This is a genomic window from Micromonospora sp. NPDC050187 (assembly GCF_044459745.1).
Taxonomy (GTDB): Bacteria; Actinomycetota; Actinomycetes; order Mycobacteriales; family Micromonosporaceae; genus Micromonospora.
Genome location: NZ_JBITJH010000003.1, coordinates 369,704 through 393,116 on the forward strand (window position 1 = coordinate 369,704; position 23,413 = coordinate 393,116).

Annotated in this window: 18 protein-coding genes; 9 read left to right on the plus strand and 9 right to left on the minus strand. The window is 73.9% G+C overall.

What is annotated here, in order from left to right; all coding sequences use genetic code 11:
- Positions 1-181 precede the first annotated feature (181 nt).
- The 3 genes from ACIBJE_RS07485 to ACIBJE_RS07495 form a co-directional block, all read right to left on the minus strand.
- Positions 182-2,149 carry a bifunctional adenosylcobinamide kinase/adenosylcobinamide-phosphate guanylyltransferase gene (locus tag ACIBJE_RS07485; protein WP_396744356.1) on the minus strand — a complete coding sequence of 656 codons (1,968 nt, stop codon included), beginning with the start codon at positions 2,147-2,149 and terminating at the stop codon, positions 182-184.
- A gap of 52 nt (positions 2,150-2,201) precedes the next feature.
- Positions 2,202-4,052 (minus strand): AMP-dependent synthetase/ligase, encoded by a 1,851-nt coding sequence (locus tag ACIBJE_RS07490; protein WP_396744590.1) that lies wholly within the window; start codon positions 4,050-4,052, stop codon positions 2,202-2,204.
- A 154-nt stretch (positions 4,053-4,206) separates the two neighbouring features.
- Positions 4,207-4,887 (minus strand): TetR/AcrR family transcriptional regulator, encoded by a 681-nt coding sequence (locus tag ACIBJE_RS07495; protein ID WP_396744358.1) that lies wholly within the window; start codon positions 4,885-4,887, stop codon positions 4,207-4,209.
- Between the two features lie 107 nt (positions 4,888-4,994).
- Here ACIBJE_RS07495 and ACIBJE_RS07500 point away from each other — a divergent pair, with 107 nt between their 5' ends.
- The 3 genes from ACIBJE_RS07500 (at position 4,995) to ACIBJE_RS07510 (ending at position 7,058) form a co-directional block, all read left to right on the plus strand.
- Entirely contained in the window at positions 4,995-5,957 is a 963-nt protein-coding gene (locus ACIBJE_RS07500) for an NAD(P)-dependent alcohol dehydrogenase (RefSeq protein ID WP_396744360.1), read from the plus strand.
- Positions 5,958-6,063: 106 nt separating this feature from the next.
- Positions 6,064-6,264 (plus strand): hypothetical protein, encoded by a 201-nt coding sequence (locus ACIBJE_RS07505; protein ID WP_396744362.1) that lies wholly within the window; start codon positions 6,064-6,066, stop codon positions 6,262-6,264.
- A complete protein-coding gene (locus tag ACIBJE_RS07510; protein ID WP_396744365.1) occupies positions 6,261-7,058 on the plus strand; it encodes a site-2 protease family protein in 798 nt (265 codons plus the stop codon). The genes ACIBJE_RS07505 and ACIBJE_RS07510 overlap by 4 nt, the downstream gene beginning before the upstream one ends.
- Positions 7,059-7,167: 109 nt before the next feature.
- On the opposite strand, the gene ACIBJE_RS07515 is transcribed toward ACIBJE_RS07510, so the two are convergent.
- Positions 7,168-8,166, minus strand: coding sequence for an aldo/keto reductase family protein (locus tag ACIBJE_RS07515; protein ID WP_396744368.1), 999 nt, complete (start codon positions 8,164-8,166; stop codon positions 7,168-7,170).
- 61 nt (positions 8,167-8,227) lie between these two features.
- A complete protein-coding gene (locus ACIBJE_RS07520; protein WP_396744371.1) occupies positions 8,228-13,219 on the minus strand; it encodes a WG repeat-containing protein in 4,992 nt (1,663 codons plus the stop codon).
- A 163-nt stretch (positions 13,220-13,382) separates the two neighbouring features.
- On the opposite strand from ACIBJE_RS07520, the gene ACIBJE_RS07525 reads away from it, so the two are divergent.
- The 3 genes from ACIBJE_RS07525 to ACIBJE_RS07535 are packed head-to-tail and all read left to right on the plus strand — an operon-like array spanning position 13,383 to position 16,043.
- Positions 13,383-14,234, plus strand: a complete 852-nt coding sequence (locus tag ACIBJE_RS07525) for an ABC transporter permease (protein WP_396744374.1) — start codon at positions 13,383-13,385, stop codon at positions 14,232-14,234.
- A complete protein-coding gene (locus ACIBJE_RS07530) occupies positions 14,227-15,075 on the plus strand; it encodes an ABC transporter permease (protein WP_396744377.1) in 849 nt (282 codons plus the stop codon). The genes ACIBJE_RS07525 and ACIBJE_RS07530 overlap by 8 nt, the downstream gene beginning before the upstream one ends.
- Entirely contained in the window at positions 15,072-16,043 is a 972-nt protein-coding gene (locus ACIBJE_RS07535) for an ATP-binding cassette domain-containing protein (protein ID WP_396744380.1), read from the plus strand. The genes ACIBJE_RS07530 and ACIBJE_RS07535 overlap by 4 nt, the downstream gene beginning before the upstream one ends.
- Positions 16,044-16,065: 22 nt before the next feature.
- Here the strand turns inward: ACIBJE_RS07535 and ACIBJE_RS07540 are convergent, their stop codons facing one another.
- The 3 genes from ACIBJE_RS07540 to nadA all read right to left on the minus strand — a co-directional run bounded on the left by ACIBJE_RS07540 (position 16,066) and on the right by nadA (position 19,522).
- Positions 16,066-16,704, minus strand: a complete 639-nt coding sequence (locus ACIBJE_RS07540; protein ID WP_396744593.1) for a DUF3043 domain-containing protein — start codon at positions 16,702-16,704, stop codon at positions 16,066-16,068.
- Between the two features lie 73 nt (positions 16,705-16,777).
- Positions 16,778-18,133: a UDP-N-acetylglucosamine 1-carboxyvinyltransferase gene (gene murA / locus ACIBJE_RS07545; RefSeq protein ID WP_088982810.1), complete on the minus strand. Its 1,356-nt coding sequence runs from the start codon at positions 18,131-18,133 to the stop codon at positions 16,778-16,780.
- A gap of 213 nt (positions 18,134-18,346) precedes the next feature.
- The gene (gene nadA, locus ACIBJE_RS07550) at positions 18,347-19,522 is read right to left on the minus strand and encodes a quinolinate synthase NadA (RefSeq protein WP_396744383.1); all 1,176 of its coding nucleotides are present in this window, start codon (positions 19,520-19,522) and stop codon (positions 18,347-18,349) included.
- A 43-nt stretch (positions 19,523-19,565) separates the two neighbouring features.
- Here nadA and ACIBJE_RS07555 point away from each other — a divergent pair, with 43 nt between their 5' ends.
- From ACIBJE_RS07555 to ACIBJE_RS07565, 3 genes are all read left to right on the plus strand, one after another.
- Positions 19,566-20,726 (plus strand): glycerate kinase, encoded by a 1,161-nt coding sequence (locus tag ACIBJE_RS07555; RefSeq protein ID WP_396744386.1) that lies wholly within the window; start codon positions 19,566-19,568, stop codon positions 20,724-20,726.
- Positions 20,727-20,989: 263 nt separating this feature from the next.
- Positions 20,990-21,358 (plus strand): iron-sulfur cluster insertion protein ErpA, encoded by a 369-nt coding sequence (gene erpA, locus ACIBJE_RS07560; RefSeq protein WP_396744388.1) that lies wholly within the window; start codon positions 20,990-20,992, stop codon positions 21,356-21,358.
- Between the two features lie 279 nt (positions 21,359-21,637).
- On the plus strand, positions 21,638-22,615 hold the full coding sequence (locus ACIBJE_RS07565; RefSeq protein ID WP_396744391.1) for a carbohydrate kinase family protein: 978 nt from the start codon (positions 21,638-21,640) through the stop codon (positions 22,613-22,615).
- A gap of 494 nt (positions 22,616-23,109) precedes the next feature.
- On the opposite strand, the gene ACIBJE_RS07570 is transcribed toward ACIBJE_RS07565, so the two are convergent.
- Positions 23,110-23,316, minus strand: coding sequence for a sulfurtransferase TusA family protein (locus tag ACIBJE_RS07570; protein ID WP_396744394.1), 207 nt, complete (start codon positions 23,314-23,316; stop codon positions 23,110-23,112).
- Between the last annotated feature and the right edge of the window lie 97 nt (positions 23,317-23,413).

Below are 23,413 nucleotides of genomic sequence, written 5' to 3' on the forward strand. Positions count from 1 at the left end.
CGGGTGGAACCGGGCACGACCGGCGGGCCGGCCCGGCCGTGCAGACGGTGTCGGCCCGCCCGGGTGGAACCGGGCACGACCGGCGGGCCGGGTCGGCGGCGGCGTGCCGGTCGGGCGGGACGGTGGCGGCGCACCGGCCGGCCGGGTCGGTGACGGCGTGCCGGGCGGGCGGGTGGGCGGCTCAGCCGGCATGCCGGCCGGGAGCGTCCGTCCGCTCCTCGTCGTCCGAGCCGGTGGTGGCCGGTCCGGGGCCGGCCGGCTCCGGCTCGGCGAACTCGGGCGCCTCGTCGTCGGCCGGCTCGCCGGCGGGGGCGTCGTCGTCCCGGGCGGGGAGCGCGGCGGACAGCGCCAGCACCGAGCGCAGCAGCGGCAGCGCGGCCAGGGCGTTCGCGCCCTCACCGAGGTCGAGCCGCAGGTCGAGCAGGGGGGACAGGCCGAGCACGTCGGCGGCGAGCCGGACGGCCGGGTGGCCGCCGTGGTCGGGCAGCAGGCACCAGTGTCGGGCCTGCCCGGCCAGGTCGCGGCTGACCATGCCGGCCGCCACGCCCACCGGACCGTCCAGCAGCACCGGCAGGCGGCGGGCGGTCGCGCCGAGCAGGATCCCGGTGGCCACGGCGATGTCACCGCCGCCCAGTTCGGCCAGGACCGTCTTCGCGTCGCGGGACGCGTGGCGGGTCCGGTGCAGGGCGTCGCGGACCGTCGCGCAGCGGGTCATCCACGCGGTGTCGTCGACCGTGCCGTCGCGCACCACCCGGCCGAGCACGGCCGGCGGTTCCGCCCCGGCCGTGGCGGCCAGCACCGCCGCTGCGGCGGCCTCGGTGCCGGCGCCGCAGGCGGCCAGCACCAGCAGGTGTACGCCCGCGTCGGCGGCCTCCTCGGCGAGGCGCCAGCCGTGCCGCAGCGCCGACTCGACCGCCTCGATGGTCAGCGCCGCCCCGACCTCGATCGGGGCGGCCGTGGGGGCGTCCACCACCTGGAGGGTCGCGTCGTTCTCGGCGGCGAGGCGGGCCAGTACCCCGACGCCGCTGCGTGCCTGCGTGGCCCGGCGGGACGACTCGTCGGCAGTCGACCCGGCGGAGGCCCCGCCCTCGTGGTCACCGTGCAGCAGCAGCACGCGCACCGGGCCCCACGGCTGCGGGGTGGGCGTGCCCTGGGTGGCGGCGGCGAAGCCGACCACCCGTTCCAGGACCCCGAGCCCCGCCCCGGGCACGTCCCGGGTGGCGAGGCGTTCCACGGCCTGCGGGCCGGCGTACTCGTCCGGCAGGGGCAGCTCCATGCCGTTCTGGATGACCAGACCGGTGGCGACCATCGGCAGTGCCATGGTCGGCGCGGCCCAGGCGGTGCCGTCCGTCGGCTGCCCAGCGGGCGGGACAGTCGGGGTGAGCACCTCGGGCAGGGCGGGTTCCGCCGCCGGAGAGCCGGTGCCCGGGTCGGGGGTGGTGAGCAGCACGTCCGGCTCCGACGGGCCCGCCTGCGCCGGGATGCTCGCCCGGTGCCCGTCCCGCTCGACCGGGGCCGGGACGGACGGGGACGCGTCAACCGGCGACGGCTCGACCGGGAACGGGACGGACGGCGACCCGGCGGTGCCGGTCGACGGGGTGCCGGGCTTCCTCAGCCAGCAGGGCTGACCGGCCACCACCAGCGCCACCGCGTCGCAGGCGTCGGCGACGGCCCGGTTGGCCGACCCGAGCGCGTCGGCGAAGGCCCGCCCGAGCGGGGTGGTCGGCACCAGCGACAGCCCCACCTCCGGGCTCACCAGCACCAACCGCGCCGGGCAGGCCCGGACCGCCTCGGCCAGTTCGGTGATGGTGACCGTGTCGTCGGCCGGCTGGTGGACCGGGTCGAGCAGCACGGTCACCCAGCCACCGAGGTCGTCCACGAGCAGCGTCTCGTGCGGTTTCGCCGAGGCGAGCACGTCGGCCAGCCGGCGCGGGTCGTCGCCGGTCTCCTCGGTGGTCCAGGTCTCCGGACGCCGGCTGCGGTGGGCCTCCAGGCGGGCCGCCCACTCGGCGTCGTCGGGGTCCCCGCCGGTTGCGGTCGCCACGTAGCGGACCGCGACCGCGTCGGCCACCAGCGATTCGGCGAACTCGGACTTGCCGGACCGGATACCGCCGAGCACCAGGACCGTGTTGCACCCGTCTACGGACATGCCCGTACCTTAGGCCACCGTTCGTGTTCCGACCCCGCAGGTGCGGGGTACCTCAGCGGTCGGGGTAGAGGGCGGCGACGTCGGCGGCGTACCGCTCGCGCACCACGTCCCGCCGGATCTTGAGGGTGGGGGTGAGTTCCCCGGCGGCCTCGGTGAGATCCCCGGGCAGGATCCGGAAGGTCTTCACCGCCTCCGCGTGCGAGACGGACCGGTTGGCGAGGTCGATCGCGGTCTGGATCTCCCGGCGCAGCGCGGGGTCCTCGCGCAGTTCGGCCACCGAGGCGTCCGGCCGCCCGTGCGCATCCCGCCACCGGGAGAACCGCCGAGGGTCGACGGTGACCAGCGCGGCCACGTACGGCCGGCCGTCGCCGACCAGCATGCACTGACTGACCAGGGGATGCGCGCGGATGCGGGCCTCGATCGGCGCGGGCGCCACGTTCTTGCCGGACGCGGTGACGATGATCTCCTTCTTCCGACCGGTGATCCGCAGGTAGCCGTCGGCGTCGACGCTGCCGAGGTCACCGGTCTGCAGCCACCCGTCGGCGGTGAACGCCTCCCGGGTCGCCTCCGGGTTGTGCCAGTACCCCTGGAACACCACGTCGCCCCGGACGAGGACCTCACCGTCCCCGGCGATCGCCAGCCGTACGCCCGGCAGGGGCCGGCCGACCGTGCCGATCCGCAGCGCCGAGGGGCGGTTCGCCGTCAGCGCGGGCGAGGTCTCGGTCAGCCCGTACCCCTCCAGCAGGAGGATCCCGGCCCCCCGGAAGAAGTGCGTCATCCGCTCGCCCACCGGCGCGCCGCCGACGATGGCCACCCGGCACCGGCCGCCCAGCACCCGCCGCACCCGTCGGTACGCGACCACGTCGCACAGCAGGCGGGCCAGGCGCAGCGCGGCCCCCGGCCCGGCGGGGGTGTCCAGCCGCCGGCTGTACGTCACCGCCACCCGGTACGCGGCTTCGGTCGCCCAGCCCCGGATCGCGGTCGTGACCCGCCAACCCTCGTCGGGCCGCTGCCGGATCCGGTCGTGCAGCTTCTCGAACACCCTCGGCACGGCCAGCACGAACGTGGGCCGGAACCGCTGGAGCTGGTCGACCAGGCCGGACGGGTCGGCGACGTGCACCAGGGTCGCGCGGGCCCGCACCGCCCCGACCTGCACCAGCCGGGCGAACGCGTGCGCCAGGGGCAGGAACAGCACCGTGGACGCCTCCGCGCGGAACAGCTCCGGCAGGACGGCGGTCGCGTTGCCGACGTCGAGCAGGATGTTGCGGTGCGTCAGCACGCAGCCCTTGGGGCGGCCGGTGGTGCCACTGGTGTAGACGATCGTCGCGATGTCGTCGCCGCTGACCGCGCACCGCCGGGCGGCCACGGTCTCCGGGTCGACGGCGTGTCCCCGCTCCACCAGGTCCACCAGGGCGCCGGCGTCGATCTGCCAGACGCGCCGCAGCGCCGGCAGGTCGGGCCGCAGACCGGCCAGCGTCCGGGCGTGGCCGGCGGTCTCCACCACACACGCCACGGCCCCCGAGTCGGCGAGGATCCAGGCCACCTGGTCCGGACTCGACGTGTCGTACACCGGCACCGGCACCGCGCCGATCGACCAGAGGGCGTAGTCGACCAGGGTCCACTCGTACCGGGTCCGACTCATCAGGCCCACCCGGTCACCGGCCGCCACGCCGACCGCCACGAATCCCCGTGCCAGGGCGACCACCTCGTCGCGGAACTGCCGGCAGGTCACCGGCGCGACGCCGTCGGTCACCCGGTGCGGGAACGGCCAGGCCCGGTGGTCCGGGTCCGGGCGGAGGAACAGCACCGCCTCCGGGTCCCGGCGGGCGTTCTCCCACAGCATGCCGGCCACGCCGCCGACCCCGACGCCGGTGACCACCGGCGCCACCGCCACGTCCCGCACCACCGCACCTCCCGCGCCACCCGACCCGTCCCGGCCGATCATGTCGCGGCACAGGGCGGTGCCGGCGGGGAACGCGTGAACCGCCCCGCCGCGCCGCCCGGGGTGCTAGGCCTGTCGCGAACGTGGAGTGTGCCGTGCCATGCGCCGCTTTGCGTCAGGCTCTGCAGGGCCGCTGTCTCGGGGATCTGTCGGCCGCGAGCGGAAGACTGCGCAGCGACAGAGTGCTCGGCGGAGGTAGGGCCCGGTGAGCCGTCTCAGCGCGGAACGACTGGAGCAGGTACGCCACCAGGCGCCGGGACGCAGCACTGTCACGCGGAAGCGCCGTGACCAGACCGCAGTGGGACAACAGGGCCACGGCGAGGTCGGAAGGGTGGAAGTCGGCCCGCAACGCGCCCGCTGCCTGGGCTCTGCGGACCAGGGTCAGGAAATCCCGCTCGGCCCGTTCCCGGGCCTGCGCGTGTTCCACCGTGCTGTCCGGAAAGGCCGCGACGAACGCGGCCGAGAACCCCTGTTCCTCCCGCTGAAGCTCGCAGGCCGTCTCGACCAAGCGCTGGAAGCCCCGCCAGGGGTCGGGGTCGGCCAGCGCCTCGGTGAGCGCTCGGGCGCAGGTCTCCATCTGCTGCGCGAACGCGGCCCGCACCAGGGCATCCCGGGTCGGAAAACGCCGGTACAGCGTCGCTACGCCGACCCCGGCCCGTCGGGCCACGGTCGCCATGGGCGCGTCGATCCCGTGCTCGGCGAAGACCGCGCGGGCGGAGACGAGGATCCGCTCCTGGTTGCGCCGGGCGTCGGCCCGCAGCCTGCCCGGGCCCGCGATCCGAGAGGATTCCTCCACTACTGTTTCTCACCTCCGCTCCAACCGGACGATGTCGTCCACTTAACAGCCTACGCTCGGCGCCAGGTCCGTCCCCCGCACGGCCACTGGTGGCGAAGGTGAGAACGATGAACGACCGCATGATGAGAGCAGTACTTTTCGACCGCTTCGGCGGCCCCGAGGTGCTGTACGTGGGCCGGGTGCCACGCCCCGAACCTGCGCCCGGCGAGGTGCTCGTGCGGGTGCGCGCGTTCAGCATCAACGGCAGCGAACTGGCGGCCCGTTCCGGCCGCCTCCGTCTCTTCACCGGACGCAAGTTCCCGCAGCGCGTCGGGTTGGACCTCACCGGCGAGGTCGCCGCACTCGGCGTCGGCGTGACGGACTTCGCGGTCGGCGACCGTGTGTGGGGCATCGTGGGCCGCACCGGATTCGGCAGCGCCGCCGAGTACGTGACAGTCCGCGTCGAGCGGCTCGGCCGGGTCCCGGACGGACTGGATCTGGCGGCAGCCGCCGCACTGCCGGTGGCAACCACGGCCGTCACGGCGCTGCGCGACAAGGCCAGGCTGCGCCCCGGCGAACGACTGCTCGTACGCGGCGCTGCGGGCGGCGTCGGCAACGCCGCCGTCCAGCTCGGACAGGCATATCGTGCCGAGGTGACGGCTCTGGCCCGCGCCGCCAACCTTGACTTCGTCCGCACGCTCGGCGCCCACCACGCCATCGACCACCGGACCGTCCCGCCGAGGGAACTGGGCCTGTTCGACGTGGTCCTCGACACTGCGGGCACCGACCTGCGGGCCTTCCGGCGCCTGCTGACACCCGGCGGACGCATGGTAACTATCGCCTTGGACCCGGCACGGCCCGCCGCCTCACTCGGCTACATCGCCGCCAGCGCCGTACACGGAGGCGGCCGGGTGCGCTTCTTCAGCGGCAACCCCACGCGGGCACTCTTCGACGACCTCGCCCGCCAGGTAGCGGAGGGTGGACTGCGCCCTGCGGTGGACAGGTACTTCTCGTTGGAGGAGACAGCGGCGGCACACCGGGCGCTGGAGGCGGGCGGGGTGCGGGGCAAGTACGTGGTCAGGGTCGACTAGCTGAGCGTCGCCAGCGGCGACGGCCGTCCATGTCCCGCAGCCGGTACGCCGACTAGGCTGGCAACGGCCGTCTTGGGCGGGACGCATCAGCGAGGGGAGACACGGCATGCCGTGGAGCTGGCGGTACGAGGACGCGAAGGGCGAGTCGGTGGACGGGCCCACCGAGACGTTCACCAGCCAGGCGGACGCCGAGTCCTGGATCGGGCAGACCTGGCGGCAGCTCGCCTCGTCCGGTGTCACCGCGGTCGACCTGGTCGAGGACGACCGGGTCGAGTACCGGATGAGCCTCGCGCCCGCGGCCGAGTGACCGGGTACGACCGCCCGGGTGGCGGCGAGCGGCTGGTGCTCGGCGTGCCCCGGGCGGCGTTCCGGCCCAGCCCGGTCTTCCTGGCCCTGGTCGCGCTCTTCGTCACCAGCGCCGTCCTCACCTGGCACCGGGTCGGCAACGTTCAGCTGGACGTGTTCCTGTTCGTCGTCTCCGGGTGGCTGGTCTCGCTCTGCCTGCACGAGTACGCCCACGCGATCGTGGCCTTCCGGGCCGGCGACCGGAGCGTGGCGCACCGGGGCTACCTGACCCTCAACCCGCTGAAGTACAGCCACCCGCTGCTGTCGATCGTGCTGCCGGTGGTGGTGGTGCTGCTCGGCGGCATCGGGCTGCCCGGGGGAGCGGTCTGGGTGGACCGGCACCGGATCCCGGGCCGGCTGCGGCACACCCTGGTCAGCCTCGCCGGCCCGGCCACCAACGTGCTGTTCACGCTGGTGCTGATCCTGGCCCTGCGGCTGACCGGTCCCGCCCCGCTGGAGTTCCTCGCCGCCCTGGCGCTGCTGGCCTTCCTCCAGCTCACCGCGAGCGCGCTCAACCTGCTCCCGGTGCCGGGCCTGGACGGCGGCAACATGATTCAGCCGTGGCTCAACCCGCAGTGGCGCCGGATGTACGACCTGTTCGCTCCGTACGGGTTCATCCTGCTCTTCGCGCTGCTGTGGAACCCGCGCATCGCCGGATGGTTCTTCGGCGCGGTCTTCGCCGTCGGCGACGTCCTCGGCCTGCCCGCGCCGCTCTACGCACACGGGCTCGACCTGATCCGCTTCTGGCAGTCCTGACCCGACCGGTCCGGATCCCGCCGGCCGGTCCGACCTGATCCGAGCCAGCCGGCCGGTCCGGTCCGGGCCGCCGTCGTGGTCGACTGACGGCTCGGACCGGTGCGGCGGGTCAGGGCCGCTTGGCGGGGCTCTCCGTCTTGGCCGGGTCCCGCTCGGTGATCGGGCCGACGATCTCGTCGATCGCCTTGAGCAGGTCCGCGTCGAGCTTCACGCCGCTCGCCTTGACGTTGTCGTGCACCTGCTCCGGGCGGGAGGCGCCGATGATCGCGGAGGAGACGTTCTGGTTCTGGAGCACCCAGGCGATGGCGAGCTGAGCCATGTTCAGCCCGGCCTGCTCCGCGAGCGGCCGGAGCCGCTGCACGGCGGTGAGCACCTCGTCGGTGAGGAACCTCGCCACGAACGCCGCGCCGGACTTCTCGTCGGTCGCCCGGGAACCGGCCGGCGGCGGCTGCCCCGGCAGGTACTTGCCGGAGAGGACGCCCTGCGCCATCGGCGACCAGACGATCTGACCGACACCCAGCTCCTCGCTGGTGGGGACCACCTCGGCCTCGATCACCCGCCACAACATCGAGTACTGCGGCTGGTTGGAGACCAGCGGGAAGCGCAGCTCACGGGCGAGCTGGTGGGCCTCGCGGATCTGCGACGCCTTCCACTCCGAGACGCCGATGTAGTGCGCCTTGCCGGAATGCACGATGTCGGCGAACGCCTCCATCGTCTCCTCCAGCGGGGTGCTGTAGTCGTACCGGTGGGCCTGGTAGAGGTCCACGTAGTCGGTGCCCAGCCGACGCAGCGAGCCGTTGATCGACTCCATGATGTGCTTGCGGGACAGTCCCCGGTCGTTGCGCCCCGGACCCGTCGGCCAGAAGACCTTGGTGAAGATCTCCAGCCCCTCGCGGCGCTCGCCGTGCAGGGCCCGTCCGAGGACCTCCTCGGCCCGGGTGCCGGCGTAGACGTCGGCGGTGTCGAAGGTGGTGATGCCGACGTCGAGGGCGGCCCGGACGCAGGCCAGAGCGGCCTCCTCCTCGACCTGCGATCCGTGGGTGATCCAGTTGCCGTACGAGATTTCGCTGACCATCAGGCCTGAACGGCCCAGGTGACGGAATTTCATGCTCCGACCCTAGCCCGGAACCGGCCCCGTCCAGGGGGACGCCCCGGCGTGCCGGGGCCCGTCAGAGCAGCGGTTCGGTGTCCGCCAGCAGGTGGTCGATCTCCGCCATCAGCCGGTCCCGGCTGCCGTGTACCGGCTCGATCAGCGGCTCGCCCCGTCGGTCCAGCGCGCCCCACCGGCCGGCCGGGTCCCGGACCAGGAAGGCGACCGGGTGGACGACCACCGCGGCGTGCTCCGGCGTGACGACCGCCCGACCGGACCGGTCCAGCACCCCGCGCCGGCCGCCGAGATCCACCACGGCCAGCCCCTCGTCGGTGAAGCCGTCGACGTACCGCCCGTCGGCGAGGGGGGTGGTGAAGCCGTCGTACCGCGGGGGCACCACCATCCGCCCGGACCGGTCGACCGCGCCCCAGGCGCCGTCGACCCGGACCGCCGCCACCCCGCTCCGGAACGGCCGTACGTCGTCGAAGTGTGACGGGACGACCACCCGGTCGGCCGTGTCGACCGCCTGCCAGCCGCCGGACCCGTCCCGGGACACCCAGGCCAGCCCGTCGGAGAACGACCGGACGGCGAGGTAGGACGGATCGATCAGGGTCGCCCCGGTGTCGTCGATCAGCTCCCAGCCGTCGACGTCCGGGCGGCGTACCCAGGCGACCCCCTCGCGGAACGGCTGCACCTCGGCGTACCCGGCGGCCACGACCAGTTCGCCCTCGACGTCGGCGTACCCCCAGAGCTGCCGCTCCTCGTCGAGGCTCGGCACCGGTGGCCGGCGCGTCAGGAGGATCTCCTCGCGGGCCCGGGGCAGCGGTCCGAAGCCCTCCGTGGCGGCTCTCGCGAGGATCGCGTCCAGCGCCACCTCGGTTCGCGCGATCAGCTCGCGGTCCTCGCCCCGCCGCAGGTCCAGGGCCCGTTCGAAGTGCTGGCAGGCCTCGACGTGCCGGCCCTGTTCGTAGCCGGAGCGGGCGAGGTGCTCGTGCAGCGTGGCCCGGAGCCGGTCGGGCAGCTCCGGGGAGTTCGCCTCGGTGAGGAGACGGTCGGCCTCGGCGAACTCGCCCCGCCACTGGAGCACCCGGGCCAGCCGGGCCCGCACCAGCGCGGTGCGCCGCAGCTCGCCGGTGGCTTCGGCGTAGGTCAGCGCGAGCCGGCCGTCGTCGAGCGCGTCGTCGAGGTCACCCAGCAACCGGTTGGTCACGGCGCGGAGGCTGAGCAGCCGGGCCCGTGAACGGTTGTCGGTGGCGTTGCCCAGCTTCTCGGTCAGGCCGTGCCGGGCCTCCCGGAGGGTGTCCGGCGCGTCGACCACCTCCCGCAGGGTCTCCGGGTGGAGCCGCCAGCGGCGTCCGGCCAGCCACTGCTCCGGATCCGACCGGGGCGGGTGGGACGGCCCCGCCCAACCGGATGCCGGGCCGTCGCCGTCCCGTGCCCGTCCGACGGGCGGCGGGAACGGAGACTGGCCGAACGGCGCGGAGAGCGGCCGGTGCGGTGGTCCGGAGACGGGCTGTCCCGGTGGTCCGGAGACGGGTCGGTGTGGCGCTCCGGAGACGGGCTGTCCCGGTGGTCCGGAGACCGGCCGTCCCGGTGCCGGTGAAACGGGCCGTCCCGGTGGCGCGGAGGCCGGTCGGGCCGGTGGCGCGGAGACGGGCCGGAAGGCCGGTGGCGCGGAGACCGGTCGGGCCGGCGGCACCGGGTTTGCCGGTACCGAGTCCGTCGGCACCGCGTCCGCTGACGGCGAGTCCGTCGGCGGTGGGTTCGCCGGCACGGGGTTCGGCGGCACCGGTGGGGCGGGTACGGGGGAGCCGCCGGGCGCGACGACGGGACGGAAGGCCGGGGGTGCCGATACCGGGGATGCCGGGGGCGTGACAGGCGGTCGGACCGGGGCGGGAGCGGGGCCCGGCGGGGCACCGGCCACCGTGTGCCGCCGCTCCGGCTCCGGCGGGGCCGGCGGTGTGGGGGACACCGGCTGCTTCGGCCGGAACCAGGCGTCGGCCCCCTGCGGATCGGCCGAATCCCGCGGCGACGTGTCCGGCGGCGCGGCGGCGACCGGCGTCGACACCGGACCGCTGGACGGTGCGACCGTGCTGGACGGTGCGCTCGCCGGAGCACTCCGACCGGCGGGCATCCCCGGCCCGGCCTGCCGATCTCCGACGGTCTGCCCCGCCGCCCGATCTTCCGGCCCGGGAGTCGGGGACGACAGGACCGGGACCGCCGTCACGGTCGCCGGAGGCGCGGAGACCGGGGTGGACGCTCCGAACTCCGGTGCGTCCGGTGGCGGTGGCGTGACGACAGTGGCCCCCGTCAGCGGCTCCGAAGCTGCCGGCGGGGCCGGCGGGGCCGACACCACCGCAGTCGCCACGGGCGCGCCGGAGAGCGGTGGCGCGGCGGCGGAATCCGTGGGTGGAACCTCGGCACCGTCGAGAGGGAAGGCGGGCAGCGGCGCGGCGGGCGTCGCCGGCGCACCTGCCGGTAGCGCCGGCACGGGCGGATCGTTCGCCGATGGCGGGGACGGGGGCGCGTCGACCGCCGGTCGTGCGGGAGCCTGCACGGTGGGGACCGAGTGAGCGGAGACGAGGGCGTCGACCGCCGGCGGGGCGGAAACGGGCGTGACCGGACTCGGTGGCGCGGACACCGGCGTGGCCGATGGCACGGGCGCGACGCCGTCGGTCACGCCGGTGAGCGGTTCGGCCGCGCCGACCGGCTCCGGCGTGGTGGCGACCGCATCAGCCTCCACCGTGTCGACCGTTTCCGGCGTGCCGACCGTTTCCGGTGCGGTGGCGACCGCATCGGCCTCCGACGTGGGGGCCGGTGCGGTCGGAACGTTTTCGTGGTCGAGACCCCCGGTTGCGATCTCGCGCCCGCCGTCGCCGTTCCCGTCATGGTCGCCGTGGTCGGGGCCGGTGCTGGAGACGTCCCGCGCGGTTTCGTCAGCGTCACCGTCCGGCACTGGCAGCCCGTCAGCGCCGACGGAGTCGGGCCGATCCGGGTCGGCCGGCTCCGGCTCCGGTCGGGCGTGGACGCCGTCGGGCAGCGGCTCCACCGTGGTCGTCCCCGGTGCCGGCTCGTCGGTGTCGGTGGTCGGAACCAGCGTGCCGGGGCGGTCGTCCGCCGTAGCCGGGGTGTCGGGGTCCGGGTGGGCGGCGGTCGCTGGTCCGGCGTGCCCGGTCGTGGTCGCGTCGACCCGGCTGTCCACTTTGTCGGTGGGCTGGTCCGTCGGGGTGCCCGGGGCGACGTCCTCGGTCTCCGGCGCAACCCGGTCGTGACCGGGCACCGCCTCGGCCCGGTCGGTCTCTGGCGCAACCCGGTCGTGACCGGGTACCACCTCGGCCCGGTCGGTGTCCGCTGCCGGCGTCGGGCGGGCCGTGTCCGGGGCGGGGTGACCGTCGCCCGTGGTCTGTCCGGGGTCGCGTACGGCCCCGGGGGAGGGCAGGAACTCCAGACGCAGCCCACCGAGGGGCGGTGCGGTGACCGGTGGGAACGCCGGCCCACCGCCGGCCGGTACGGCGTCGTCGTCGACCACCGGCGCGGGCTCGATTCCGTCGGTGGCCCGGTACGGCGTCGGTGCCACGGTCGGCGCGGCGGTGGGTGGTTCCACCGGCGGCCCCGTGACCGGACGCAGATCCTCCGCCGTCAGGCGTTGCTCGTCCGCAGCGCGCTGCTCGTCCCGGGCCGCCGACGGGGCCGGTCCGATCGGGGCGGTGTCCTCGACCTCGGAGGACCACTCCTGCCGCGCCCGCGTCGGGGTCGGCTCCTCCGGCCGGGTTTCCCACCGTCGGGTTCCGGCGTCGCCCGGCACGTCCCACGCCCGGGATCCGGCATCCTCCGGCGCGTTCCCCGGTCGTATGCGCCCGAGGTCGTCCTGCGGCTGCGGCTGCGGCCGGGCGGTTTCGGGGATGCCCGGCCGTCCCGGGTAGGACCACGCCTGGGTGGTCTCGCTGTCGGTCGGGGACCGGTCCCAGTCGCGGGGCGGGGGTTCGCTCCGGCCGTCCGACCACGGTGGATGTGCCGGCACGTCGTCCCGGCCGACGGGCTGCCGGGGATAGGCCCGGGTGTCGTCCCGGGACCACTGCGGACGGGCGTGGCGGTCGTCTCCGGAGCGGTGTTCGCCGGACCAGCGCCGGTCGGGTCCGCTGACCGGGCGGTCGGGCCACGGGGAGGTGACGTCGGCCGGCGGCTCGGGCGGGGCGGCCGGTGGGCGGAACGTCTCCCGCTCCGGGGCGCGGTGTGCGGTCCAGCTGTCCCGCCGGCTGTCCGTCCCGCCGTCCGGACGGTCGTGTCCGGGCCCGGTGCGCTCGGGCGCGTCGTACCGGGGCACCGGACGCCCGGACGCGTCATGTCCGGGCGTCGTGTGGTGGGGCACCGGGTAACCCCGACGTTCGGGCGGGTCGTGCCAACGTCCGCCGTACGGTCGCTCCTCGGGCGCGTCGTGCCGGCGCCCGCCGTGCGGCGGGTGCTCCCCGGGCTCCGGCAGCCAACCCGGCTCCTGTCGGGGGGCGGGGGAGACCGGCGGGTACGGCCGGAGGTCGTGGGGCGACGCGCCCCACCCGTCGGGGCCGTGGTGCGGGCGGTCGCCGTGCCAGCCGCCGGGGCGGTCCGGCTCCCGGGGTCGGTCGCGGTCGACCGTCCACCCGGGCGGCTGGTGGCGGAGGTCGGCGCGGGGCGGGTCGGCCGGCGGTCCGGTCCGCCATCCCGCGTTCGCGGGCGGCTCCACCGGGTGGCGGTCCTGTGGCGGTGGCCATCCGACCGGCGGCCGGGCGTACGGGTCGTCGACCGGAGGTCGGTGCTCGTCGCGCCGGCCGTGCCAGCCCTGCCCGTAGGGACCGCCGTGGTCGTCCCGGGCGGGTCCGCGCCGGTACCGGCCGTCCTGGTCCAGCGGCACCAGTGGGACGACCTCGGCCCGGCCGGTGGCGGTGACGCGGTTCCGGTCGCTGCGGTGCGGGACCTGCTGGATGCCGATGTCACCGGGATAGCGCTGCCCCGGGAACTGGGGGTGCCACTCGGTGGTCGGCTCGACCATCCAGGACGGTTCGGCCGGGTCGCGCCAGCGGTCGTATCCGCTCATCCGGTGACCTTTTGCCCGCCCGCGCGCCGCGCCCCGGGGGCCGGATCGCGTCGGTCGCTCACGGCGGTGTCACCTCGTCGGAAAATTGTCGCGCTGGCAGCCGGGGCGTGTCGGTAGAGTCGCCCGGTCCGGCACTGGGTGGCTGCGGAAGGAGGGTAACGGCGTGGGCTCCGTCACCGCCACTGTGGGACCGGCCCGGCACTCAAACGTTATCCTATGGTTTCGGACATTTGCTGCGATAGTCGGATCAGGATTCCGGCGCTACTCCACGTATCGGCAAGCCGCGGTGGCCGGGGTGGTCACCAACACCGTCTTCGGCTTCCTCCGTTGCTACCTTCTGCTCGCCGTGGCCCGGCAGGCCGGCTCGGTCGCCGGTTACGACCCGGCCCGGCTCGCCACCTTCGTCTGGATGGGGCAGGGGCTGCTCACCGTCGTCCTGCTCTGGGGCTGGACCGAGCTGGCCGACCGGATCCGCACCGGGGACGTGGTCAGCGACCTGCTCCGCCCGGTCGATCCGGTGACCAGTCACCTCGCCGCCGACCTGGGCCGCGCCGGTTACGCCGTGCTGGCCCGCATGCTGCCGCCGGTGCTGGTCGGCCCGCTCTTCTTCGAGGTCTACCTGCCGACCCGCTGGTCCACCGCGCTGCTGTTCCCGCTGTCGGTGCTGCTGGCGGTGGTGGCCTGCTTCGGCTGCCGGTACCTGGTCAACGCCACCGCCTACTGGCTGCACGACGTCCGCGGTTCGATGATCCTGTGGACGCTCAGCTCGGGGCTGCTGGCCGGGCTCTACTTCCCGCTGCGTTTCCTGCCGGAGGGGCTTTACCGGACGCTGTGGATCGTCACGCCGTTCCCGAGTCTCTTCCAGACCCCGCTCGACGTGCTGGTCGAGGTCGACCCGCCGCCGATCTCGCTCGCCCTGGTCGGGATCCAGGTGGCCTGGGCGGTGGCGATCCTGGCGGCCTGCCGGGCGGTGCAGCGCCGGGCCGAGCGCCGGATGGTGGTGCAGGGTGGCTGACCCGCCCGGCGCGACGCTCGACGCGTACCGGGAGCCGGCCGGTGGCAGGCGCGGCGCGTACCGGGCGCTGCTCGGCGCGCAGGCGAGGTCGCAGACCGCGTACCGGGTGTCGTTCACCGTGGACCTGGTCGGCAACGTCGGGGCGACCGTCTTCGACGTGCTCACCGTCTTCGTCCTCTTCGGCGTGACCCGGGAACTGGGCGGTTTCACCCTGCGCGAGACGTTCGTGATGGTCGCCCTCTCCGCCTGCGCCTTCGCCACCGCCGACCTGCTGGTCGGCAACATCGAACGGCTGCCCCGGTACGTGCGCACCGGCCTGTTCGACACGGTGCTGCTGCGCCCGCTCGGCGCGCTGCCGCAACTGCTGCTGATGGACCTGCCGCTGCGCAAGGTCTCCCGGGTGATCTTCGGACTGGCCGTGCTGGTGGTGGCGGTCGGTACGGCCGGGATCGAGTGGAACCCGGCCCGGGCAGCGCTGGTGGTGGTCGCCCCGCTGGCCGGGGTGGTCTTCTTCGGCTCGGTCTTCGTGACCACCGCGACCGTCTCGTTCTACTGGGTCGAGTCGGGGGAGCTGGCCAACTCGGTCACCTACGGCGGTCGGGACTTCACCTCGTACCCGATCACGGTCTTCGGTGGCTGGTTCCGCGCGGTCTTCGCGTACGGTCTCGGCTTCGCCTTCGTCAGCTACCATCCGGCGCTGGCGCTGCTCGGCCGGGACGACCCGCTCGGCCTGCCGGCCTGGGTGGGCTGGGCCTCGCCGGGCGTCGCGGTGGTCGCCGCCGCGATCGCCGTCACGGCGTGGCGGATCGGTGTCCGACACTACCGGAGCACGGGGTCATGAGCGCGACCGTGATCGAGGCGCACGCGCTGCGCAAGGAGTTCACCGTACGGGTCCGGGCCGGGCGACTTCGCCGGCACAAACGGACCGTCACCGCTGTCGACGGGGTCGACCTGCGGGTGGAACGGGGCGAGATGGTCGGCTACATCGGACCGAACGGGGCCGGCAAGTCCACCACCCTGAAGATGCTCACCGGCGTGCTCACCCCCACCGCCGGCAAGGTGCGCGTGTGCGGCCTGGAGCCGGTCGCCCGGCGGACCCGGCTGGCCCTGCGCATCGGCGTGGTGTTCGGGCAGCGCTCCCAGCTCTGGTGGGACCTTCCCCTGCGCGACTCGTTCGACCTGCTGCGGCACGTCTACCGGGTGCCGGCCGCCGAGCACGCGGCCCGGCTGCGCCGCTGCCGGGACCTGCTCGACCTGGACGCCTTCCTCGACACCCCGGTCCGCCAGCTCTCCCTCGGCCAGCGGATGCGCGGCGAGCTGACCGCCGCCCTGCTGCACGGTCCGCAGGTGCTCTTCCTCGACGAGCCGACCATCGGGCTGGACGTGGTAAGCCGGCAGGCGGTCCGCGGTTTCCTCGCCGAGCTGGGCCGGGCCGGGGACACCACCCTGGTGCTGACCACCCACGACCTGGCCGACATCGAGCGCCTCTGCCACCGTCTCGTGGTGATCGACCACGGCCGGGTGGTGCACGACGGCTCGATCGCCGCCCTGCACAGCCGGTACGGTTCCCGTCGGCTGGTGGTCGCGGAACTGGACGTCGCCCTGCCCGAGCCGCCGACGCTGCCCGGCGCGCCGTTGCAGCGGGTGGAGGCGGACGGGCACCGGCTGGTCTTCGCGCTGGAGTCGGCGGGCGCGGCCGAGGTGGTCGCCGGCCTGGCCGGTCTCGCCACCCTCCGCGACATCTCGATCGTCGAACCGGACATCGAGGACGTCGTGGCCCGCCTCTACCGCACCCCGAACCAGGTCTGAGCGGGGGATGCGTGGGAGAACGTCAGACCGGGTCGCCGAGGTTGACCCGGGGTGCTGGGGCGCGCATCTTGCGGAACGTGATCGAACGCATGATCGCGTAGAGGTAGAGCGAGCCCATCCGCTGGCCGGTGGCGGGGTAGCGCTCGCGGACCAGCTTCTTGATCTTGCGGCTGATCAGGATCGAGTCGATCACCACACCGATCGCCAGCGCTGCCCAGAGCAGGTTCGAGACCAGGCGCACGGTCGGCGGCATCGCCGCCGACGAGCCGATCAGCACGACCAGCGCGCCACCGAAGAACCAGGTGCCGATGGTACGCCGGGAGTCGACGACGTTGCGGGCCAGCAGCCGCTCCGGCCCCCGGTCCCGTGGGCCGCCCTCGCGGCGGAACTCCTCTGCCGCCTCGGCCCGCAGACGGCGACGCCGCTCCTTGGCCTCCTCCTTGCTCAACGGCTTGGTGGCGGCGGCGACCCGGCGGTTGGCCGTGGGTCGCTTCGGCGTCTCCCGACCCTTGGCGGGCGTGTAGCCGCGCGGGCGGGCGGAATCGGACGTCTCGTCCGCCGTCACCTCGGTGACGGCCTCGTCGACGACGGCGGTGGGCTTGCGGCGAAACAGCGAGGGCACGTGGTGAAGGGTAGCCAACCGTCGGCGGCCGGTGCACATCACGGGTGCACCGGCCGCCGGTCGGGTGAGGCAGGTTACGCCGACGTGGAGCGGTGCGCCGTTCCGTGCGCCGTCACGGGCGCTCGACGTGCGCGCCGAGGTCGGCGAGCTTCGCCTCGAAGTCCTCGTAGCCGCGGTTGATCAGGTCGACGCCGTACACCCGGGAGGTGCCCTCGGCGGCGAGCGCGGCGATCAGGTGGCTGAACCCGGCGCGCAGGTCCGGGATGACCAGGTCGGCGGCGTGCAGCTTGCTCGGCCCGGCGATCACCGCGGAGTGCTTGAAGTTGCGCCGGCCGAAGCGACACGGCGTGCCGCCCAGGCAGTCCCGGTAGACCTGGATGTTCGCGCCCATCGAGTTGAGCGCCTCGGTGTAGCCGAGCCGCTGCTCGTAGACCGTCTCGTGGACGATCGACAGGCCCCGGGCCTGGGTCAGCGCGACGACCAGCGGCTGCTGCCAGTCGGTCATGAAGCCGGGGTGCACGTCGGTCTCCAGCGCGGTGGCGTGCAGCTCGCCGCCCGGGTGCCAGAACCGGATGCCGCCCTCCTGGCCGAGGTCGCCCAACCGGGGCGGACGGGTGTCGGTGACCTCGTACTCGCCGCCGACCGAGCGGAAGACGTTCAGGAAGGTCATCATGTCGGCCTGCTGCGCGCCGAGCACCTCGACGTGCCCCCGGGTGGCCAGCGCCGCCGCCGCCCAGCTCGCCGCCTCGATCCGGTCCGGGATCGGTCGGTGGGTGTAGCCGTGCAGCTTCGGCACGCCCTGGATCTCGATCACCCGGTCGGTGTGCACCTTGATGATCGCGCCCATCTTCTGGAGCACGCAGATCAGGTCGATGATCTCCGGCTCCACCGCCGCGTTCCGCAGCTCGGTGACCCCTTCGGCCATCACCGCGGTCAGCAGCACCTGCTCGGTCGCGCCCACGCTCGGGTACGGCAGCGCGAACTTGGTGCCGTGCAGGCCGTTCGGGGCGGACAGGTGCAGCCCCTCCGGGGTCTTCTCGACCGTCGCGCCGAACTCGCGCAGCGCCTGGAGGTGGAAGTCGATCGGACGGGGACCGATGTGGCAGCCACCCAGGTCCGGGATGAAGGCGTGACCGAGGCGGTGCAGCAGCGGGCCGCAGAACAGGATCGGAATCCGGCTCGACCCGGCGTGCACGTTGATCTGGTCGGTGCTCGCGCTCTCCACGTTCGCGGGGTCGAAGACCAGCTCGCCATCCTCCTGGCCGTCGCTGACCTTCACGCCGTGCAGGCCGAGCAGACCCCGGACCACCTCGACGTCCCGGATCTTCGGGACGTCGAAGAGCCGGCTCGGGCTGTCGCCGAGCAGGGCGGCGACCATCGCCTTGGAGACCAGGTTCTTCGCGCCGCGCACGCGGATCCGCCCTTCCAGCGGAGTTCCTCCGTGTACGACCAGGACGTCGTTGGTCAACGCAACCTCCAGCGCGTCGGTGCTGCCGTGTGGGGTGATTGAGGGGCCGGCGACTCGTCGCTACCCGGACTGCGGCCGGTGGTAAACGGCTCGCTCAGTCGTCGCAGGGGCAGCATAGCCCTCGGTGACGAGAATGACTCGGGCAGACCGCATCGGATGCCATGAAAGGGTGACGGGGGTACGTAACCGCACCCCACACGTCACCGACGGTCGTCAGGCCCCGGGGAGAGCCAGCATCTGGTCCAGGGCCACCCGGGCGTGGTGGGCGGTGTCCGCATCGACGGTGATCTGGTTGACCACCCGGCCCGCGACCAGCTCCTCCAGCGCCCACACCAGGTGCGGAAGGTCGATACGGTTCATCGTCGAGCAGTAGCAGACCGCCTTGTCGAGGAACATGATCTGCTTGTCCGGGTGAGCCAGCGCGAGCCGGCGGACCAGGTTCAGTTCGGTGCCCACCGCCCAGGCCGAGCCGGCCGGGGCCGCCTCGATGGTCCGGATGATGTACTCGGTCGAGCCGACCAGGTCGGCGGCGTTGACCACCTCGTGCCGGCACTCCGGGTGCACCAGCACGTTGACCCCCGGCACCCGCTGCCGGACGTCGTTGACGCTGTCCAGGGTGAACCGGCCGTGTACCGAGCAGTGCCCCCGCCACAGGATCATCCGCGCGTCGCGCAGCTGCTCCGGGGTGAGCCCGCCGTTCGGCTTGTGCGGGTCGTAGAGCACGCAGTCGTCCAGCGAGAAGCCCATCTCCAACACGGCGGTGTTCCGGCCGAGGTGCTGGTCGGGCAGGAAGAACACCTTCGAGCCCTGCTCGTACGCCCAGTCCAGGGCCCGCTTGGCGTTCGACGAGGTGCAGACCACCCCGCCGTTGCGGCCAACGAAACCCTTGATGTCGGCCGAGGAGTTCATGTACGTCACCGGGACGGTGTCGGCGGCGACACCCAGCTCGGTCAGCACCTCCCAGGCGGTCTCCACCTGGGAGAGCACCGCCATGTCGGCCATCGAGCAGCCGGCGGCCAGGTCGGGCAGGATCACCTTCTGCGCGTCCGAGGTGAGGATGTCGGCGCTCTCGGCCATGAAGTGCACACCGCAGAAGACGATGTACTCGGCGTCCGGGCGGGCCGCCGCCTCCCGGGCCAGCTTGAACGAGTCGCCCGTCACATCGGCGAACTGGATCACCTCGTCGCGCTGGTAGTGGTGGCCCAGCACGAAGACCCGCTCGCCCAGCTCCGCCTTGGCCGCCGCCGCGCGGGCCACCAGGCCGGGGTCGCTCGGCGCCGGCAGCTCGCCCGGACACTCCACGCCACGCTCGGTGGCGGGATCACTGCCCCGGCCGAGAAGGAGCAGCGCCGTCGCGGTGTTGGAGGGTTCCACCCAGGTCGAAGTCACGACCCCATGGTCCCACAGCGTGGCCGTGGCGCAGCCTTCCCGGATGTGGGCTGCCACACTGCTGGGCATGCGTGTGCTGCTCTGTCCGGACAAGTTCGCCGGCACCCTGCCGGCCCAGGAGGTGGCCCACGCGGTGGCCACCGGCTGGCGCGAGGTCGCCCATGGTGACGAACTCCTCATCCGGCCCCTCGCCGACGGCGGGCCCGGGTTCGTCGCGGTCCTCGCCGACGCGCTCGGCGGTCGACGGGTGCCGGTGCCGACGGTCGACCCGCTGGGCCGCCCGGCCGCCGGGGAGATCCTGCTCACCGACGACGGGACCGCGTACCTGGAGAGCGCCCAGGCGTGCGGGCTGCACCTGCTCGCCCCGGACGAGCGCGACCCGAAGACCACCACCTCGTACGGGCTAGGGCTGCTGATCACCGCGGCGGTGGAGCACGGTGCGCGGACCGTGGTCATCGGGCTGGGCGGTTCCGGCACCAACGACGCCGGCGCCGGGATGTTCGCCGCGCTCGGCGCGACCCCGTTGGACGACGTCGGCCGGGCGCTGCCGTACGGCGGGGCGGCACTGGTCGCCGTGGCCGGCCTGGACGGCGTGCCGCGGCTGCGTGACGCCACCCTGGTCGCCGCCAGCGACGTGGACAACCCGCTGCTCGGGCTGCACGGGGCGAGCAACGTCTACGGTCCGCAGAAGGGAGCGAGCCGCGAGGACGTGCTGCTGCTCGACGCGGCGCTGGAGCGCTTCGCGGGCGTACTTGAGAAGGATCTGCCGGGCTGCCCGGCCGGGCTCGGTGCGCTGCCCGGCGGCGGCGCGGCCGGTGGGCTCGGCGCGGCGGTGCTCGCCCTCGGCGGCCGGTGCGAGTCCGGCATCGGGCTGGTCACCCGGGCGATCGGCCTGGAGGCGGCGCTGGACGCGGTGGACCTGGTGATCACCGGGGAGGGCTCCTTCGACCACCAGTCGCTGCGCGGCAAGGTGGTCGCCGGGGTGGCCGGCGCGGCCCGGGACCGGGGCGTGCCCTGTGTGGTGGTGGCCGGCCGGGTCAGCACCGGCCGGCGGGAGGCCGCCTCGGCCGGGGTGACCGACACCTACAGCCTGGTGGAACACTTCGGGGGTGAGGAACACGGCGGGGTCGAGGCGGCGATGAGTCGTCCGGCGGAGGGACTCCGGGCGTTGGGGGCCCGACTGGCCGGGCAGTGGAGCCGCTGACCGTCGCGTTCCCGCCCGGCGGTGGGGCTGGTGATCCTCGGCTCCCCACCCGGCGGTGGGCCGTCGACCGTTGGGTCCCCGCCCGGCGCTGCGGCCGTCGACCGACGGGTCCGCCCGACGGTGCGAGCCGTCGAGTCGCCGCCGACCGGGCCGCCCCGACCCGGGGCGGCCTACAATCAGACCTGGACCACAGTGGGAATCACTGGACCGGCGAGGACGTTGGCCAGGAGAGACCACACCGACGCGCGCAGGGAGAATTCCACGTGACCACGCCAGCGCAGACCGACTCGACCGAGGCCAAGGCCCCCACGACCGTCGTCCTCACCGACGTCGCGGCGCAGAAGGTCAAGGCCCTGATCGAGCAGGAGGGCCGCAACGACCTGCGGCTCCGGGTCGCGGTGCAGCCGGGTGGCTGCTCCGGCCTGCGGTACCAGCTCTTCTTCGACGAGCGTTCCCTCGACGGGGACGTCGTCACTGACTTCGGTGGTGTCGAGGTCGTCGTCGACCGGATGAGCGCTCCCTACCTGACCGGCGCCACGATCGACTTCGCCGACCGGATCGACGCTCAGGGCTTCACCATCGACAACCCGAACGCGGGCAGCTCCTGCGCCTGCGGCGACTCGTTCAGCTGAGTCGCCCCCCGGGCCCGACGGCGGGGCCGCCCCTATTCAACGGGGCGGCCCCGCCGTTTTCGTGCCGCCCGCCACTGCTCTCCCGCCCTTGCTGGCAGCCGGGTGCGTTGGGTGGTAGCAGGGGCCCCTTGCAGGGCGAAAATCACCTGTAGGGGACCCTTGCTACCACCCGGCACCTCAAGCGCCACTCGAAGGGCCATGTCCCAATCGGCAGGCCGGTGGAAAGATGAGCGGGCCGGTAGGCTGACCGGCGCTCTGCTCCCGACCGCGAGGGTTGACATGAAGATCGCCGTGACCGGCTCGATCGCGACCGACCACCTGATGAGCTTCCCCGGCCGGTTCGCCGACCAGCTCATCGCCGACCAGCTGGACAAGGTCTCGCTGTCCTTCCTCATCGACGATCTCATCGTCCGGCGCGGCGGCGTGGCCGCGAACATCGCCTTCGGGATGGCCCAGCTCGGGTTGACCCCGGTGCTGGTCGGCGCGGTCGGCGCCGACTTCGCCGACTACCGCTCCTGGCTGGAGCGGCACGGGGTCGACTGCGACTCGGTGCACATCAGTGAGGTCGCGCACACCGCCCGTTTCGTCTGCACCACCGACACCGACATGTGCCAGATCGCCTCCTTCTACGCCGGGGCGATGAGTGAGGCCCGCAACATCGAGCTGGCCCCGGTCGCGCAGCGGGTCGGCCGCCTCGACCTGGTGCTGGTAGGTGCCAACGACCCCGAGGCGATGCTGCGTCACTCCGCCGAGTGCCGGGAGCGCGGCTACCACTTCGCCGCCGACCCGTCCCAGCAGCTCGCCCGGATGGAGGGCAGTGACGTCGCCGGTCTGATCGACGGCGCCACCTACCTGCTCACCAACGAGTACGAGAAGTCGCTGCTGCAGAGCAAGGCCGGCCTCACCGACGCCCAGCTGCTCGACCGGGTGACCATCCGGGTCACCACGCTCGGCAAGGACGGCGTGGAGATCGAGGGGCGGGACGTCCCGCGCATGCACGTGCCGGCCGTCCGGGACGTCCGCGAAGTCGACCCGACCGGGGTCGGCGACGGCTTCCGCGGCGGCTTCTTCGCCGGCCTCTCCTGGGGGCTGAACCTGGAGCAGGCGGCCCAGGTCGGCTGCCTCTCCGCCGCGATGGTGCTGGAGAACCACGGCGCGCAGGAGTACCAGATCCACCGGGACGCCTTCGTCAAGCGCCTCGCCGAGGCGTACGGCGACGCCGTCGCCAACGAGGTTCGCCCTCACCTGCTCGGCTGACTGCGCACCCCTCCGGGCAGCCGTCGCGTGCCGGCGGCCGCCCGGAGCGGAGCAGTGTCGATCGCTGTTGCCGGCGGGGCGGGCTCAGCGTCGGCGGTCGGCTCAGGGCCGGCGACCGGATCGACGGGGCCGTGTTTGCCTGGGGCATGGCATTCCCGGACGGGGTCCTGCTCTGTGGCGACCAGCGGACGCACGCCGGGCGCTTTCCGAGCGCCGACAGCGCCATACGGATCTGCCATACGGATCTTCAGTCGGGGCGGACGGCGGTTACGGCTGATCTGGATCGACGGAACAGGCGTAACGGAACAGATCTTGGACAGTTAGCGACCACATGGATCGGTAACTGTCCAAGATTGCGCCGAGTGCGCAGCGCGGCGAGGTCGCCGCGTGGGCGGCGGGAGATGTGGACGGCGGAAGGTGTGGGTCCCCACATGGGCGGCGGGAGGAGCGGGCGGCGGGAGGTGTGGCGAGACGCTGGCGCGGGGCCGGAGAGATTAGTGGGCGCGGCGTACGTCGTAGCCCGGGCCCTCGACGGCGGCCAGGAACTCCTGCCCGCGCATCCGGCACCAGGCCGGAATGTCCACCGCCGCCGCCGGGTCGTCGGCGAGCACCCGCAGCACCGCGCCGACCGGCAGGTCCGGCAGGCGGCGGGCGAGCGCGATGACCGGCAGCGGGCAACGCTGCCCGAGACAGTCCAGCACCTCGCCCGGCCCGGCCGTCGTCTCTGGCCCGGGGGGCGCGTCAGGCTCGGCGGTCGTGTCCGGTCCGGAGGCCGGGTCAGGCTCGGCGGTCGTGTCC